This window comes from Drouetiella sp., assembly GCF_059504425.1.
Window position 1 is genome coordinate 14040 of record NZ_JCACIN010000076.1, and the last position, 15295, is coordinate 29334.

The 15295-nt window shown below is 47.9% G+C and carries 15 protein-coding genes and 2 pseudogenes; 7 read left to right on the top strand and 10 right to left on the bottom strand.

All coding sequences use genetic code 11. The annotated features are described in order from the left end of the window. Nucleotides 1–35: 35 nt before the first annotated feature. From AC5JMP_RS17950 to AC5JMP_RS17985, 8 genes and pseudogenes are all read right to left on the bottom strand, one after another. Nucleotides 36–788, bottom strand: coding sequence for an SDR family oxidoreductase (locus AC5JMP_RS17950; RefSeq protein WP_495852856.1), 753 nt, complete (start codon nucleotides 786–788; stop codon nucleotides 36–38). Between the two features lie 151 nt (nucleotides 789–939). After that, nucleotides 940–1332 carry a RidA family protein gene (locus AC5JMP_RS17955; RefSeq protein WP_495852857.1) on the bottom strand — a complete coding sequence of 131 codons (393 nt, stop codon included), beginning with the start codon at nucleotides 1330–1332 and terminating at the stop codon, nucleotides 940–942. 43 nt (nucleotides 1333–1375) lie between these two features. Continuing rightward, a pseudogene (locus AC5JMP_RS17960) lies at nucleotides 1376–1525 on the bottom strand (SDR family NAD(P)-dependent oxidoreductase); the annotation flags it as partial. Further along, the gene (locus tag AC5JMP_RS17965) at nucleotides 1522–1704 is read right to left on the bottom strand and encodes a hypothetical protein (protein ID WP_495852858.1); all 183 of its coding nucleotides are present in this window, start codon (nucleotides 1702–1704) and stop codon (nucleotides 1522–1524) included. The gene AC5JMP_RS17965 and the pseudogene AC5JMP_RS17960, both read right to left, overlap by 4 nt. Nucleotides 1705–1891: 187 nt before the next feature. Then, nucleotides 1892–2449, bottom strand: coding sequence for a DsbA family protein (locus AC5JMP_RS17970; RefSeq protein WP_495852859.1), 558 nt, complete (start codon nucleotides 2447–2449; stop codon nucleotides 1892–1894). A 218-nt stretch (nucleotides 2450–2667) separates the two neighbouring features. Next, nucleotides 2668–3291, bottom strand: coding sequence for a response regulator (locus AC5JMP_RS17975; protein WP_495852860.1), 624 nt, complete (start codon nucleotides 3289–3291; stop codon nucleotides 2668–2670). Then, nucleotides 3288–3521, bottom strand: coding sequence for an ATP-binding protein (locus AC5JMP_RS17980; RefSeq protein WP_495852861.1), 234 nt, complete (start codon nucleotides 3519–3521; stop codon nucleotides 3288–3290). The genes AC5JMP_RS17975 and AC5JMP_RS17980 overlap by 4 nt, the downstream gene beginning before the upstream one ends. Further along, nucleotides 3412–9609, bottom strand: a complete 6198-nt coding sequence (locus AC5JMP_RS17985) for a PAS domain S-box protein (protein WP_495852862.1) — start codon at nucleotides 9607–9609, stop codon at nucleotides 3412–3414. The genes AC5JMP_RS17980 and AC5JMP_RS17985 overlap by 110 nt, the downstream gene beginning before the upstream one ends. A gap of 237 nt (nucleotides 9610–9846) precedes the next feature. Between AC5JMP_RS17985 and AC5JMP_RS17990 the strand changes: the two genes are divergently transcribed. From AC5JMP_RS17990 to AC5JMP_RS18020, 7 genes and pseudogenes are all read left to right on the top strand, one after another. Next, the gene (locus AC5JMP_RS17990; RefSeq protein WP_495852863.1) at nucleotides 9847–10011 is read left to right on the top strand and encodes a hypothetical protein; all 165 of its coding nucleotides are present in this window, start codon (nucleotides 9847–9849) and stop codon (nucleotides 10009–10011) included. A 167-nt stretch (nucleotides 10012–10178) separates the two neighbouring features. Continuing rightward, nucleotides 10179–10877, top strand: a complete 699-nt coding sequence (locus tag AC5JMP_RS17995) for a hydrolase (RefSeq protein ID WP_495852864.1) — start codon at nucleotides 10179–10181, stop codon at nucleotides 10875–10877. Beyond that, a pseudogene (locus tag AC5JMP_RS18000) lies at nucleotides 10861–11037 on the top strand (hydrolase); the annotation flags it as partial. The gene AC5JMP_RS17995 and the pseudogene AC5JMP_RS18000, both read left to right, overlap by 17 nt. A 153-nt stretch (nucleotides 11038–11190) precedes the next feature. Further along, the gene (locus tag AC5JMP_RS18005; RefSeq protein WP_495852871.1) at nucleotides 11191–11766 is read left to right on the top strand and encodes an antibiotic biosynthesis monooxygenase; all 576 of its coding nucleotides are present in this window, start codon (nucleotides 11191–11193) and stop codon (nucleotides 11764–11766) included. A 36-nt stretch (nucleotides 11767–11802) separates the two neighbouring features. Continuing rightward, nucleotides 11803–12078, top strand: coding sequence for a UBP-type zinc finger domain-containing protein (locus AC5JMP_RS18010; protein ID WP_495852865.1), 276 nt, complete (start codon nucleotides 11803–11805; stop codon nucleotides 12076–12078). Nucleotides 12079–12113: 35 nt separating this feature from the next. Further along, the gene (locus tag AC5JMP_RS18015) at nucleotides 12114–13043 is read left to right on the top strand and encodes a DUF5996 family protein (RefSeq protein ID WP_495852866.1); all 930 of its coding nucleotides are present in this window, start codon (nucleotides 12114–12116) and stop codon (nucleotides 13041–13043) included. Nucleotides 13044–13217: 174 nt separating this feature from the next. Next, on the top strand, nucleotides 13218–14039 hold the full coding sequence (locus tag AC5JMP_RS18020; RefSeq protein WP_495852867.1) for an alpha/beta fold hydrolase: 822 nt from the start codon (nucleotides 13218–13220) through the stop codon (nucleotides 14037–14039). Between the two features lie 26 nt (nucleotides 14040–14065). Here AC5JMP_RS18020 and AC5JMP_RS18025 read toward each other — a convergent pair whose 3' ends face one another. Continuing rightward, on the bottom strand, nucleotides 14066–14785 hold the full coding sequence (locus tag AC5JMP_RS18025; RefSeq protein ID WP_495852868.1) for an IS630 family transposase: 720 nt from the start codon (nucleotides 14783–14785) through the stop codon (nucleotides 14066–14068). Continuing rightward, complete coding sequence (locus AC5JMP_RS18030; protein ID WP_495852869.1) at nucleotides 14782–15225, bottom strand: helix-turn-helix domain-containing protein; 444 nt, start codon at nucleotides 15223–15225, stop codon at nucleotides 14782–14784. The genes AC5JMP_RS18025 and AC5JMP_RS18030 overlap by 4 nt, the downstream gene beginning before the upstream one ends. Nucleotides 15226–15295 lie beyond the last annotated feature (70 nt).

The window sequence follows — 15295 nt, forward strand, 5'->3', positions numbered from 1 at the left end:
GCTGCATTGTTAGCTGGTGTGAACACAGCATCTTCTTAGATTTGTGCCATGCCACCATCGACGAATAGCTCAATGCCGTTTACAAAGCTGCTGTCATCTGAAGCCAGAAAAACAACGGCTTTGGCGATCTCATCGGGCTTGCCAACTCGTCCCAAGGGGATAGTGTTAGCTTGGCTTTCCACAAAGTCTTTCAACTGCTCTTCACTGAGTCCCAAGAGATTGTAAGCGGGAGTCGGCGTGACACCAGGGCTGACCACATTCACTCGAATCCGACGGTCTTTGAGGTCGAGTATCCAGTTGCGGGCAAACGATCGCACGGCAGCTTTGGTGGCGCTATACACGCTGAAGGACGGGGTGCCCTTGATGGAAGTCGTTGAGGCATTCAGGATGATGGAAGCACCCTCTGGCAGCAGCGGCAGTGCCTTCTGCACCGTGAACAGTAGACCCTTGACATTGGTGTTGAAGGTTTTGTCAAAGTGCTCCTCGGTAATTGAACCAAGCGGGGCAAGTTCGCCACCGCCAGCATTAGCAAAGATGATATCCAGTCGGCCTTGCTCTTGCTTGATCGTGGCGTAAAGGCGATCGAGGTCTGCCAGCTTTGAGACATCGCTCTGAATGCCAGTAACGTTCTTACCAATCTCATTTACAGCAGTATCAAGTTCAGTCTGACGACGACCCGTGATAAAGACATAGGCACCTTCAGCGACAAATCGTTTAGCAGTGGCAAGTCCGATGCCGCTGGTGCCGCCAGTGACGAGTGCAACTTTTTCTGAGAGTTTTTGTGACATAGTGCTTTACTGCGTATGTGATTACTAATGTGGTCGTCAAATCGGGAATTTACTTACCAATAAGCCCGCGAATCGCTTCGCCCTGATGACAAATGCCGGGCCGGTCGAGTGCAGTGTCGGGTTATCCCGCCGCCCGCTCCGCCTGATGAATTCAGCCTGGAATACGGGCGATGACCTTGATCTCGAAGTCGAACCCCGCGAGCCAGTTGACGCCGATCGCCGTCCAATTCGGATAAGGCGCTTCTGGGAAGACTTCGCTTTTAACGGTCATGACCGTGCCGAACTGATTCTCGGGATCGGTATGAAAGGTCGTCACGTCGACGATATCGTCAAGCCCACATCCACCCGCTTGCAGGGTCGCCTCGAGATTGGAGAGTGCCAGGCGGACCTGAGCCTCAAAGTCCGGCTCGGGCGAGCCATCGCTGCGACTGCCGACTTGACCGGACACGAACAGGAGGTCACCTGATCTGATCGCTGCGGAATAGGTCTGTGACGTGTAGAGGTCATGCCGACCGGCGGGGAAAACGGCGTCACGCTGGGTCATATGGAATGCTCCTGTTGTGGGTCGCTGGAAAGCGGTGTTCGGTTTTTGCATTTTTTACAGTTTCTTCACCTTCATCAATTCGACGACCCACCACCACCGCCTTTGCTTGTTGTTGGGCATAAGCGATCGCCGTTGCTCTGCCAATTCCCGATGTGCCGCCCGTAACTAACGCCACTTTATCTTGCAGTATCATTCTGTTTCTCCTGTTTCAATTTCATCAGTTTGTATCGGGTAAACTTGTCTCAGCAACTCAGTGACTTCTTGTGCGATCGCAATCAGGGCATGATTAACTGAGGAGTCGCGAAGAGAATCAGTCTGAGGTGTACTTTCATGCCCAGAATCAGTCTTACTTTGTACTAGTAAATGTGTCATAGAGTTATCCTCAATGAAATACTGATTTGTAATTGACTAAATCAATACGCAATAATTCAGTTATTGGCATGGTTCAAAAAGCGGAAATTTTGTTCAGAGAAACAGGCGAAATCTAGTCATCAAAGTTAGATGGCTTACAGCACTTACAGGCAAGTCAGATATGAATTGGGAGCAAAGATCGGGGAACTTAATGACTTGCAGCAATTATGGCTGCCATCAACTCCGTCGTGTTCCAGCGCTCGGTATACCGAATTCCATTGATAAACAGGGCTGGGGTAGTCGTCACTCTGCTCTGTATTCCGCCTTCGATATCTTCATTGATGCGATCGACATGCACTTGTTTAGACAACTCTTTGAGAAATTGAGGAATGTCAAGACCTAAATCGTTGGCGTACTCGACAAGATAACCGTTCTCCAACTTTTGTTGATGGGCAAATAAAGTGTCGTGCATTAACCAAAACTGTCCTTGGGCAGCGGCGGCTTGGGCGGCTTGGGCGGCTCGTTGAGCATAGGGGTGAATCTGTGCTTGTGGAAAATGACGGAAGATGAAGCATAAATAATCTTCTCCAAAAGCATCACTAAGCTCTCGTTTAATCGCTTTAATCAGCTTGTAAACGTCCGCACTTCTAGGGCATTGATAGTCTCCGTACATCACCAGCACTACCTTCGCACTCAGAATACCTTGAATCTGATCTTGGGTTGAAGGTGGTACAAGTAAAGAACTGTAGCTACGATCGTCGCTCATCTTTTTACATTTGTATCAAGCATGGAACCGTGCAATTTACTTGCTCGATCCATTTGCATGACTGTTTGCATAAATTCAATATAGGCGGTCGCCTTCAAGCTGTCGCCTATAGCAAGTTAAATTTTTTATAGTGCAAATTGATAGATTAACCGTGCCATCGCGAAGTAGAAGGCTGGCTCTAACTTAAGTTAGAATCCGAATTTGATCGAAAGTACATCCTATAAACTTACAATGCCGCGCTTAACGGCAACAATCACAGCTTGGGTGCGATCGCTGACATCTAACTTATTCAAAATCCGATTGACATGGGATTTAACAGTACCTTCACCGATGCTCAAAGCAGCCGCAATATCAGCATTACTCATTCCCTGTGCCAGTGAACGGAGTACAGCCAGTTCTCTTTCACTCAGTTCTGGATTGCTGAGCCGTTGAACTAACTTTGCTCCCACATCGGGCGGGATGTACTTCTGACCCCGATGAACGGTACGAATGGCATTCAGAAGCTCATCAGGTTCAGTTTCTTTCAACAGGTATCCTTTTGCGCCTGCCTGCAATCCCCGGTAAATATCTTCGTCACTATCATACGTGGTCAGTACAATAATCCGAGCAGATTTAGCCGTCGCACAAATTGCACCGATGGCGGCAACTCCTTCTACTTCAGGCATGCGGAGATCCATCAGCGTGACATCCGGTTGGTGTTCCCCAAATAGAGCGATCGCCTGTTCCCCATTTTCAGCTTGGGCAATCACCTGCATATCGGGGTCACGGTTAATAATCGTGGCTAAACCTTGCCGAAAAATGGCGTGATCGTCCGCAATCAGAACCCGAATGGCTTGGCTCATTGTGATGCCTCCCGATCAATGGTGACAATAATCTCTGTTCCTTCTCCAGGTTGACTCCCAATCGTCAATTGTGCGCCGATGCGCTCTGCCCGTTCGCTCATGCCTAGTAAGCCAAAACCCTCAGAGGATGGAATACTCCCCACTCCAAAGCCCTGCCCATTGTCTCTTACGCGCAAGCAAACCTGATCGCGATAGTATAAGCTGCACTCGAATTTCGTCAGCATTGGCATGTCTAATCGCATTGGTCAATGCTTCCTGCCCCATTCGCAGTAGGTTACTCTCGACTTCAGTCGGCAGAGAATACACCGTACCTTCAATTTCATAATATAAAGTGGTATCCATTGCGGCAGTCCTGATTTGAGCGATGAGACGATGTAGAGCGCTCTGTAAATTGCCCTCCTCCAAAAACTGAGGACGGAGCGCGACAACCGATCGCCGCGCTTCAACCAGTCCAGTTCGTGCCAATTCTTTGATCAGGTCTAGGTGTGTCTGAGTTGCTTCTAAATCATCCGCTAATATCTGTTTAGCAGCTCCCACCTGAGCCAGAATGCCTGTAAACGACTGAGCGAGTGTGTCGTGAATTTCGCGTGCCATCCGGTTGCGCTCTTCCAAAATTGAAGCGGCTTCTGCTTGCTTTTGCGGCATAATATTTCGCGCCAGCCAAATCACCTGTTCGTGCTGAATCGGGGCAACGCGAGCCGAAAACCAGATTTCTCGTCCAGATAGCCACTGGCTGTATTCAAAGGTGAGGACTTGTTGGGTTCTCAGCACCTGCTGAATGTAGCCCAGTAATTCATCAGCTTGTTCTTTGGCAAAGAGTTGATGCAGTGTTTTGCCAACAAGCTCCTCTTTATACAAATCTCTGTACGATGGATGCCCTTCGGTTACACAGATCACTTGCCCTTCAGCATTGAAGATACACATTGGATCAGGAATGGCGGAAAAGAGCGCCCGCAGTTCTGCTTCAGAGGCTTGCAGCGCGGCTTCTGCTTGCTTGCGATCGCTAATATCTGCAATCACACCTTCTATGTATTCATCGGCTGCATTCAAATAAGAAGAGAAAAGTCCCCAGAACAATGTCCCATCTCGTTTCCGCATCTGGGCTTCAAAGTTTCGCACTTCCCCATCCCGCTTCAGCAACTCAAGGAATTGTTGGCAATCGCTGGGATTGACATAGTAGCCTGCGGTGTGTTCAATCCCAATGATCTCCTCTGGTGAGTCAAAGCCATACAGATTGGCAAAGCGTTGATTGGCATCGAGAAGTAATCTATCCGAGAGGCGGGATCGGTAGATGCCGACCTGCGAGTTTTCAAAGATAGCTCGGAACTTGGCTTCACTGCGTTGTAAGGCCTCTTCTGCTTGTCTACGCTGGGTGGTGTCGTTGCCAACCGATAAGATTTCAACGACCTCTCCCTGTTCATTAAAGATGGCTTGGTTCGACCACTCCATCCAAACGCGCCGACCGTCTCGACATAGGTTTTCCCCCTCGCCTTTCGGGTACGATTGAGGATTACGAAGTAAATCATGGACAAAGGGTCTCATATCGCGTCCAGAAAGTTCGGCTTCTGGAATGATGGTTTCAAATACAGTTCGCCCTAAAACCTCATGTTCTTCATAGCCCAGGAGTTTTACTCCATAATCGTTGATGTAGTGAATTCGTCCTTGCGAATCATAGCGAATGATAACGGAATTCGCAGTTTGTAGCAGGTTGCGATAATTCGCTTCACTTTGTCTCAATGCGGCTTCGGTCTGTTGACGTTCAGCGATTTCCTGCTGTAGGGATTGAGTTCGCTTTTCTACCTTCCTTTCCAGGGTTTCGGTATAGTCTGCCAACTGTTCATATAACCGAGCATTCTCCAGTGAAATTGCTGCCTGAGCCATCAACAGTTTGAGGACTTGTAAGCGATCGCGGGTAAACACTCCGGTACTGAGATTGTTCTCCAAATAAAGGATACCGACAAGCTGATTTTGCTTGAGAATCGGCATAGAGAGGAGCGATCGCGTCTGTTGGTGTTGAATATAAGAATTAGTTGAAACAGACGCTTCGCTGACTGCATCATCAAACACTAGAGTTTCTTGAGTGCGTTCTACCGAGTAAATGACGGAGGCAGGAATCGTTGCACAGTCAGCAACAGCGATCTTTTCCAGGTTGCATTGTCTACTCCCACTGCACTGAACCACCACAGTGAGCTGATCGTCTTCCAGGAGCACTAGAGCGCCTGTTTCGGCTCCGGCATTTTCTATCACCACCTGCATCAACGTAGCAATCAATTGATCGAGATGGATTATTTCTGAAAGAGCTTGAGCTGCTTTCATTACGGCAGCCAGATCGATCGCCGCAGTTGGATGAAGAATCGTTTCATCGGTCACGATTGGATTCAATTGCCGAACCAGGTTGGAATTGAGGAGTTGGGAATAGCGGTTTTCTAAGTCTTTAACTTTAGCGGTTGCGCCCCAGCGATCGTAGCAATAGTGCGCCTCTTTCATGTAGGTCTGAGCAATCTTTTCCCGCCCTCGCGCTAGATAATGTTTAGCCGCTAATTCATAAGCTAATGCTTCTTCCTGGATATACTCATTTTCAGCAGCACCTGCGATCGCCCGTTCATAAAACTCCTCAGCCTCAAAAAATTGCCCTGAGACTCGCGCTTTCTCTGCCTCGACTAAATAAAATTTATGGAGATAATTCATTGGGGCATGACTTGCCCATTTTTGCATCTTTTCTTGGTTGGAGCTAACACAACTTAGCCAAGCTATTTTTTCAGAGTTTGAAGCCTCAAGCGATAGGCTCAAAAGCGCTAGAGAATGATAGAAACAGAATATAGGTAGAACCGTTATTGCTGTCAACTCTTCAAAATGTTGCCTTGCCAAAATAGCAGTCTGTACAGCTTGATGGTGTTCTTCAAATAGATAACACAACATCACTCTGTGCAAATAGAGTATTTGGATTGCAGTTCCATCTTTAATTGCAATAGCATATGACAACGCCTCCTCTTCAGTACATAGCCTACCGATTAAGCGGTTGGGATTCTCAGCCCTGTCTAGCAAATTAAGAATGGTCTGCCGCAATATCGTTAGCCAATTCGAGGGGCTTTCTCGTCTGATTTGATCGATCGCTTTGCTGTAGGTTGCTGTTTTTTGTTCCAGCTGGGTGAGTTCTTCTCCAGCAAGAAACGAGTAATAGCACACGTAATATGCAGTATAACCAGCAGTTTCAAAGTCTCCAGTTTTCACTCCATTTTGATAGGCATCAACCAGCATGGGTATTGTGTTCCTAAGATGCACCTTCCAGTGCATGATATGGACATTCGAAAACATTAAGGTTCTAGCATTTCCTCTGGTATGCAATCGCTCTGCTAAACTGAGAGCCAATTTGCCGAACTCATAACCGAATTCAATGTCTTGAACAACTCCACATAGAACAAACCCGTAGCCAGCATAAAACAGTGGTGACCAGACAGCATTCCCGTAGTTAATTGATAAATTTACCGTTTTGCAAGTAATCAGCATAAATAGTGCTGGTGACCTGATAAAAGCAGCAGACCTCATACTCGCCAGGATTGACATAGCTGCCAGCGGTTCTGGTGCAGTCATCTCTGTTAAATTAATCAAGTTTTCGATTTCTCGTTCAGCAAGTAATGCAGTCGTTGACTTCAATTCCCTTTGAACATCTGCCTGACTTGGATTTTCTATTAAATCTAGTCCCAAGAGCTTTAACGCTTCCGATCCAGTTTTTAGTGCTTCTTTCAGGTTGCCCTGTGACAAATATCCTTGAATTCTGCTATCGTAAACCTGCACTTTGTCAACCGCTGTTTTGCCACGATCAAGCACCACTTCTACCAACTGTTCCATCTCATCAAAGCGACCCTGGAGATACGCCGCTTCTGCTGCTTCTGAATACAGCGCTAAGGTCAGGTCATACTCACTCTGCCAACTCTCTGTATCGAGAAGTTGAAGACCTGTAGTGAAATACTTAAAAGCTGCTTCATAAGCCGTTGCTGTTTTTGCTTTCTGACCTGCCGTTAAATTCAATCTGGCAATCTCAGTTCGTTCTGGTTGAGCAGTGACAAGCTCCGTTCCTTGATCGAGATGATCCACAACAGTAAACAGTCGATCGAATCGTTGCTCCGGTGAAGTTTTTTCGAGTAAATTGCGACCGATTTGGAGGTGAACCACTTGTTTGCACGACTCATCAATTAGGGCATAAGCCGCTTGCTGAACGCGATCGTGCAGAAACTTATACTCTTGAACCAACAAGTCTTCGTCCAATTCAGACAGAGGTTGAATTAATCCCGTTTGTATTGCTGCTAGTAGATCCTGGAAAATTGCTTTCGGTGAGTTTTCGCAAACGATCGCCAACGTTTCTAAATCAAACTCAGACCCAACACAAGCAGCGATGGAGAGAACTTGCTGTGTTGCTTCCGGCAATTTCTGCAACTGACGCAGCAGCAACTCCACCACATTATCGGTGATATCTTGAGCTTCAATCTCAGCTAGGTTCCACTGCCAGCTCAACTGTTGGGCATCAAAGGTCAACAGGTTTTCGCCACACAGCAGCTTCAAAAATTCACCAACAAAGAAAGGGTTGCCCTCAGTTTTATGCAACACGACTTGGGCTAAGGAACGAACGGTATCAGGATTGCGATGTAATGTCTCAGCTACCAGTTGAGTCAACGGTTCCAGCGTTAAGGGAGTCAGGGTAATTTCCTGAAGTACTGCTCCCTGGTTTCGTAGGCTCTCTAGTGTTAAGACCAACGGATGCGTTGGAGTCAGTTTGTTATCTCGGTAGGCTCCGATCAAAAACAGATACTGAATTTGCTCATCAAGTAAGATGAGTTCAATTAACTTCAACGTTGCAGAATCGATCCACTGTAGATCGTCTAAAAAAATGACTAGGGGATGCTCTTTTGCACAAAACGTCCGCACAAATCTTTGAAACGTGAGATTAAAGCGATTCTGTGCCTCAGTTGCTCCAGCTTCGGGCACAGGTGGCTGCTTGCCAATGATTAACTCAACTTCGGGGATGACATCAATGATGATTTGTCCGTTGCTGCCCAGAGCAGTGAGCAGGCGCGATCGCCACACTTCCACCTGCTCATTGGGTTCTCCCAATAGTTGCTGCACCAACTTTTGTAGGGCATCGACGATCGCGCTGTAGGGAATATTGCGCCGGAACTGGTCAAATTTACCCCAGATAAAATAGCCGTGCTTTGCAGTGATCGGTTTAAAAAGTTCCTGTACCAATGCTGTTTTTCCGATGCCAGCATAACCAGAGACCAGCATCATTTCACGATGGGGTAGTAGGGTAATGTCTTCTTCTGCTCCCCCACTTCCCCATTCCCCTACTCCCTCATTCCCTGCCACCCTGTCGAACGCCGCCAATAATGCTGCAATCTTCGCTTCTCGCCCATACAGTTTTTGAGGAATGCGGAACTGCTCGGAAACATCTTGCAGTCCCAACGGCATAGGTTCAATTAAACCCACTTCTGCCAGTTGCTGGGCACAGCGTTCTAAATCTGCTTTGATGCCCCAAGAACTTTGATAGCGATCCTCCGCATTCTTTGCCATCAGTTTCAAAATAAGATCTGAAACAGGTTGGGGAATCGTTGCGTTCAATTCATGTGGGGGAGTCGGCGGTCTGGCAATGTGGCAATGGACTAGCTCTAGGAGATCTTGAGTGGGAAACGGTAGTTGCCCCGTCAACAGTTCGTAGAAGGTTGCACCCAGTGAATAAAAGTCGGTGCGATAGTCGAGCATCCGGTTCATTCGTCCGGTTTGCTCTGGCGACAAATAGGCGGGGGTTCCTTCTAGAAGATGGAGACTTTTGAATGTGGGATTGGTGCGACTGAAGCGAGTGGCAATGCCAAAATCAATGATTTTAACAACGCCAGTCTTCGAATTAAAGACAATGTTGCCAGGATTAATATCTTTATGGATGATATGAGCCGCATGGATTTTGCCTAGAGCATCAGTAATGGCGATCGCCATATTCAAAAAACCTGACAGCGGCATGGGACAGAAGTCTAATTGTTGCCGCATCCAGTATTCTAAAGACTCTCCACCAAAGTCTTCCAAAAGAATAACCAGCGTGCGCTGGTAGTCTTGTTGGCTGTATGCCTTGACTACGCCTTCAATGTTGAGAAAACGAGTGATTTCATACTCCTGCCGATAGCGAGTTAAATCTTGAGGAGAGGGATAATCCTGCTTGAGAACTTTGGCAATCACCGCACAGTTATCTTGCTCTCTGATACCCCGATACACCAAAGAAACTAAGCTCTCATAGATTTTGCTGTGGGTAGTAATTCCAGGCAGGGTAATCATTGAATTCTCCCCCGATGAAGGACTGTCATCCGTTTCCCAAAGTATATCGCTTGCCAAACTCCAGAAAATTAAGCTCCTTGTGTAGATCTTTATATCTTGACTTGTAATTAATCCACTCAGTAGCCTTCGATCAAATTCAGATTCTAACTTAAGTTAGAGCCAGCCTTCTACTCCGCGATGGCATGGCTAATCTATCAATTTGCACTATAAAAAATTTAACTTGCTATAGGCGACAGCTTGAAGGCGACCACCTATAGTGAATTTGTGCAAACAGTCATGCAACTGGATCGAGCAAGTAAATTGCACGGTTCTATGCTTGAAGGCATGAATATTCAAGGTGCAACTGGATCAACGCACACTCAAGCAGCGACATTGAAAGCATTAGGAGCGATCGCACAGTGAAGCGAATGCCCTTTGGGCACACGCGACGCGAACGCCTTAACTCTGTGCTTAACTCGCGGATCTTAAGTGGTGAAATTTGAAGTTGTCTTGCGCACAAGCAGAGATGTTTAGCTTTTGACTTCATTCTGCAATTCCTCATTCACTAATCGCTCAAATAGGAGAGTTCAATGTCTAAAAATCAAAAAATCGGACTGGAAGGACTGCTTCGTCCAGAAGACAGCATCCTGGTACTGATTGACCACCAGCCCTATCAGTTCACCAACTTGAACAGTCATGAACCTACGATGATCATTAACAATGTGATTGGTCTTGCCAAATCGGCAAAGGTGTTCAACGTACCCACAATCCTGACCACAGTCATTGAAGAAGGAGGGGGTTATATCATTAAGGGACTACAGGATGTTTTTCCTGATCAAAAACCGATCAACCGCACTTTCATCAATACCTGGGAAGATCCAAACGTTACAGATATAGTGAAGAAAAGTGGCCGCAAGCAACTTATCCTTGCTGCGCTTTGGACTGAGATCTGTCTCGCAATGCCAGCAATCCAGGCGCTGGGTGAAGGTTATGAAGTATTCATCGTTACCGATGCTTCGGGCGGTGTTACTGCGGAAGCTCATGACATGGCGGTTCGCCGTATGGTTCAGGCGGGTGCAGTTCCAATCAACTGGATGGCTGTACTTGCTGAATGGCAACGTGACTGGGCACGCACAGAGACATCTGCGAGTGTATCAGAGATTCTTCTTGAGCATGGCGGTGCTAGTGCAGTGGCCCTTGCATGGGAACTTCAGCTCCTTGCAACAACCCCTCCAGCGGACGGCAAACCTGGACAGGTCAGCAATTCCTCCATTGGTCAATTGGTTTAGCATTGTGGGTGAATTGCACCGTGATTGGCGTAACGATATTGAAGGGCTAGGTAATCTCCTTGCAGAGTTTATTCCTGGCTACAAAAACCTAATGACGAGCTATGCAGCAACATCAAATGCTGGCTCTGCCAATCGCGAACGCCTCATGACTCGTGTGTAACTGAGTGGATGTTGTCATTGCTCAGTGATCCAGTTCATTTGCGGCATTGCAGCAGCACTGGATGATTTCGTGCATAGAATAGGGGCGATCGCCAGCGATCGCTCATTAACCACCATCACTTCCTTGCAGCTAGAGTTTTTGAGGTCATGTGTAATGCTAAATCCGCTGGTAGTAGGTACAGATGAAGAAACTCACCAGGTAACCGCCATCATTTCTCACTTCATTCGACCTGGGCGTGAGCAGGGATATGAGGAGTGGTTGCATGGAATTGCGACGGCTGCCCATCAATTTAAGGGACACTTAGGAGTCAGCGTGATCCGACCCTGTGATCACGCTCATCCTGAATATGTGGCAATTCTCAGGTTTGATCATTACAACAACCTCAAAACCTGGCTGGAATCCAGCGTACGGCAGGAATGGTTGGAGCGGTTACAGCCCTTGATTGAAAAGCCTGAAACCATTCAAACTCTAACGGGTTTAGAAACCTGGTTTACGCTTCCCAACAAACCGATGAAGGCTCCACCTCCGCGCTACAAAATGGCGATCGTGACATGGCTGGGAGTGTTTTTTACGATATCTATTCTCAATCGTTTGCTAGTACCGCTCCTGGCTGGGCTTCCGATATTGCTCAGAACGTTGTTGGTTACAGGTCTAACGGTTGCCCTGCTGACCTACGTGATTATGCCGCGCCTCACTCAACTCTTTCGCAAATGGCTGTATCCTACTTGATCAATTACATATCTTGCACATTCACAGGAATCCTCCATGTCTTGTCAACACCTGAACGAACTAACGCTAGAGACTATGATTTCAAAAGCCAATTACCCGGTATTCCGCTGTGAGGAATGCCTACGAGTTGGCGATCGCTGGGTACATTTAAGAATTTGTCAAACCTGCGGCAAAATGTTGTGCTGCGACTCATCCAAAAATCAGCATGCACGCCATCATTATGAAGAAAGTGGACATGCGGTGATTAGTTCAGCCGAATTGGGAGAACAATGGCTGTGGTGTTTTGCCGACAAACAACAGAAGACCTATTGATCACGCCCCCCTTTTCTACTCGCGAGGAAACCACGATGTCAAATCAGCCTGCTCCAATAGATATTTGGCCGAATTTACCCCTAGACGCATGGCAAGAGACTTATACCACCTTGCACATGTGGACGCAAATCATCGGCAAAATCCGATTTGCCCAAACTCCGTGGATTAATCATTCCTGGCATATTCCCCTCTATTTAACCGTTCGGGGACTGACCACTTCCACGATTCCCTATGGCAGCCGGATCTTTCAAATCGACTTCGATTTCATTGATCATGAGCTGCTGATTCAAACCAGCGAAGGGGCAAGACGGGCGATCGCACTCTACCCTCGTTCTGTTGCTGATTTCTATCAGACGGTGATGGAAACTCTGAGAGAATTAGATCTTCACATCACCATTAAAACCAAACCGAATGAAGTCCCTGACCCAATTCGATTTGAGCAGGATGAAACCCATGCTGCTTATGATGCGGACTATGCCAATCGATGCTGGCGAGTGCTGCTACAGTCCGATCGCGTCTTTCGGGAATTTCGTTCACATTTTTCCGGCAAGGTTAGTCCGGTTCATTTTTTCTGGGGGAGTTTTGATTTAGCAGTGACTCGCTTTTCGGGGCGATCGGCTCCTGAGCATTCGGGAGGGGTGCCGAATTTGCCGGATGCAGTGGCTCAGGAAGCTTACTCCCAGGAAGTCAGTAGTGCCGGATTTTGGCCCGGAGCCGGATTATCATACCCAGCGTTTTATTCCTATGCGTACCCAGAACCCGATGGGTTTCAGCAGGCTGAGGTTCGTCCCGATGCTGCATTTTACAATAAAGAGTTGGGTGAGTTTATTTTGCCCTATGACGCTGTCCGTGAGGCAGAATCACCGGATCAGATGTTGTTAGAGTTCTTGCAAAGCACCTACGAAGCTGCCGCCAGGTTAGGCAACTGGAATCAAAAGGAACTTCAGCAGTTGACATTTAAGTAGCAACTGCATTCCTAAATTAGTGTTTAACTCTCGACACCTTCCTCAATACTGGAAACTTCGACCTGGAAGAGTGTGGAGATGCGATCGCGGAGCACATCCGTCGTTTTATGACCACTCACGTTGCGTAATCAAAGGCTATCTCACGAAATCAACCAACACGAAGGAAACCAAGCCATGAATAGGTTCGCGCTCAAGAACGGCATCCGGCTGTTTCTCATCGTCGCACTCTTTTTAGTCACCACAATCATCACATCTTTAGGAGCCGTCATGAATCCTGCCAGCGCCCAAGACAGTAAACCGACCATCGTCCTGGTCCACGGTGCATTCGCCGAGTCTTCTAGTTGGAACGGTGTATTGAACCAGCTCATTCCAAAGGGATACCCAACGGTTGCTGTCGCCAATCCCCTGCGTGGAGTCAAAAGCGATGCCGATTATGTCGCTAGCGTTCTCCAGAATATTGAAGGTTCCATTGTGCTCGTAGGTCACTCCTACGGAGGTGCAGTGATTACCAATGCGGTCAAGGACAACGAAAACGTGAAGGCGTTGGTTTATGTTGCGGCTTTTGCACCTGATGCGAGCGAGACGGCGGTTGAACTCTCAGGACGTTATCCAGGCAGCACCCTCGCACCAACCCTCGCGCCCCTGATTGACCTGCCGGATGGTGGCAAAGACCTCTACATCCAACAAGACAAGTTCCGCGCGCAGTTTGCCGCAGATGTGCCCGTCAATGACGCGCAGTTAATGGCGAGTACCCAACGACCAATTACGGAAGCTGCATTGAACGAAGCCTCTGGGGTGCCCGCATGGAAGTCTGTCCCGTCCTGGTTTATTTATGGCGATCGCGATCTCAATATCCCAGCCGCCGCCCTATCATTTATGGCAGAGCGAGCTAACTCTAATGAGACAGTCGTCGTCAATGGCGCGTCCCATGTCGTGATGGTTTCCCATCCAGATGCCGTCGCCGCAGTCATTGAACATGCTGCGATCGCTCAGTAAAAAGTGTGAACCCATCTAGTGCTGCGTCACAGCTTAATTTTAGGGTAAACAGAGATGAGTTTACATCGAGCATCATCGATTTTCATCTGCCATACGCCTTCGGCGGGGCAAAGCCCTACGACACCCCGTTGCGTGTTGTTAACATCGGTTGACCAAGCCGCCGTTGCCTCTCGTAGGGTTTCGATGTCACCAAAACGTTCGTTAGCAATACACTGGCGCGTCATTGAACTTAATTCGTTTTCAGCGATGTTCAGCCAACTGCCATGCTTGGGGGTGTAACAAAACTCGATGCGCTGCACCAACTGACGTGCCTTTTGAGGCTCAAAGACTTCGTAGAAGGCACCCTTAGTGTGGGTGTTCAATGGGTCGCAAACGAGAATGACCTTTTCGCAGTCGGCATAGCGCCCTTCCAGCAGTTGAGCCATTTCGGTTGCCCAATCCGCTTTCGTGCGTCTTTGCCGAACGCTCACTTCCCGCCAACCTGCCAAGGGTTCAGTCAACATAAAAATGCTGGCAGTTCCGGCACGCTCATACTCGTAATCGGCTCGTTTGGGCTGCTTGGCTGTTGCAGCAATGGGTGTGCGAACCTCCTTTTGTAACTGCACTGGTTGTTCGTCCATGCAAATCACCGGACACTTTGGATTGTAGGGTTGGGCATAGGTATCGAGCACCGCTTCCATGTTTGCAACGAACTCACCATCTTCAGTCGGCGGAATCACCCAATACTGAATCTTACGATTGGTCATCCCATTTTTTTAAGGGTGCGTCGGACTGTCTCATGGCTGATGCTATCGGTGATGCCCAGTTCAACAACTTTGCGTGACAATAGCCGCAGTGACCAGTTCGCGTACCCTTTCGGCGGTGATCCCAATCGCAGGGCAATGATCCGAGCTTCCTGTTCTCCATCGAGAAGTTTTTCAGTTGGAGGTCTCAGGCGAGGGGCACCATTGAGTGTTTCCTCAAAGCCCTTCTCAACTAATCGTTGCCGAATATTTTCTACGGTTTTAGTGCGACAACCGAAGGCTTCGGCAATTCGCTCATCTGTCCAGTTCGCTCCTTCGACATCTGCTTTTAGCAGGATCTGAGCACGTCTGACTCTCTGGCTACTGCCTTTGAGTTTTTTAATCACTGCACTTATCTCACACCGTTCGTCTTCGCTTAATCGGACAATGGATTTCTTCTGCATAAAGTACTCTCGCGCTTTATAGAACCCATTTGACATCTTCCGGCTTCTGCTTTAAGGTGCTTGAAGCCGT

Excerpts from the sequence above, each read along its gene's own strand:
- AC5JMP_RS17950 (WP_495852856.1), bottom strand. The coding sequence starts at position 788 with ATGTCACAAAAACTCTCAGAAAAAGTTGCACTCGTCACTGGCGGCACC.
- AC5JMP_RS17955 (WP_495852857.1), bottom strand. The coding sequence starts at position 1,332 with ATGACCCAGCGTGACGCCGTTTTCCCCGCCGGTCGGCATGACCTCTAC.
- AC5JMP_RS17965 (WP_495852858.1), bottom strand. The coding sequence starts at position 1,704 with ATGACACATTTACTAGTACAAAGTAAGACTGATTCTGGGCATGAAAGT.
- AC5JMP_RS17970 (WP_495852859.1), bottom strand. The coding sequence starts at position 2,449 with ATGAGCGACGATCGTAGCTACAGTTCTTTACTTGTACCACCTTCAACC.
- AC5JMP_RS17975 (WP_495852860.1), bottom strand. The coding sequence starts at position 3,291 with ATGAGCCAAGCCATTCGGGTTCTGATTGCGGACGATCACGCCATTTTT.
- AC5JMP_RS17980 (WP_495852861.1), bottom strand. The coding sequence starts at position 3,521 with ATGCCAATGCTGACGAAATTCGAGTGCAGCTTATACTATCGCGATCAG.
- AC5JMP_RS17985 (WP_495852862.1), bottom strand. The coding sequence starts at position 9,609 with ATGATTACCCTGCCTGGAATTACTACCCACAGCAAAATCTATGAGAGC.
- AC5JMP_RS17995 (WP_495852864.1), top strand. The coding sequence starts at position 10,179 with ATGTCTAAAAATCAAAAAATCGGACTGGAAGGACTGCTTCGTCCAGAA.
- AC5JMP_RS18005 (WP_495852871.1), top strand. The coding sequence starts at position 11,191 with ATGCTAAATCCGCTGGTAGTAGGTACAGATGAAGAAACTCACCAGGTA.
- AC5JMP_RS18010 (WP_495852865.1), top strand. The coding sequence starts at position 11,803 with ATGTCTTGTCAACACCTGAACGAACTAACGCTAGAGACTATGATTTCA.
- AC5JMP_RS18015 (WP_495852866.1), top strand. The coding sequence starts at position 12,114 with ATGTCAAATCAGCCTGCTCCAATAGATATTTGGCCGAATTTACCCCTA.
- AC5JMP_RS18020 (WP_495852867.1), top strand. The coding sequence starts at position 13,218 with ATGAATAGGTTCGCGCTCAAGAACGGCATCCGGCTGTTTCTCATCGTC.
- AC5JMP_RS18025 (WP_495852868.1), bottom strand. The coding sequence starts at position 14,785 with ATGACCAATCGTAAGATTCAGTATTGGGTGATTCCGCCGACTGAAGAT.
- AC5JMP_RS18030 (WP_495852869.1), bottom strand. The coding sequence starts at position 15,225 with ATGCAGAAGAAATCCATTGTCCGATTAAGCGAAGACGAACGGTGTGAG.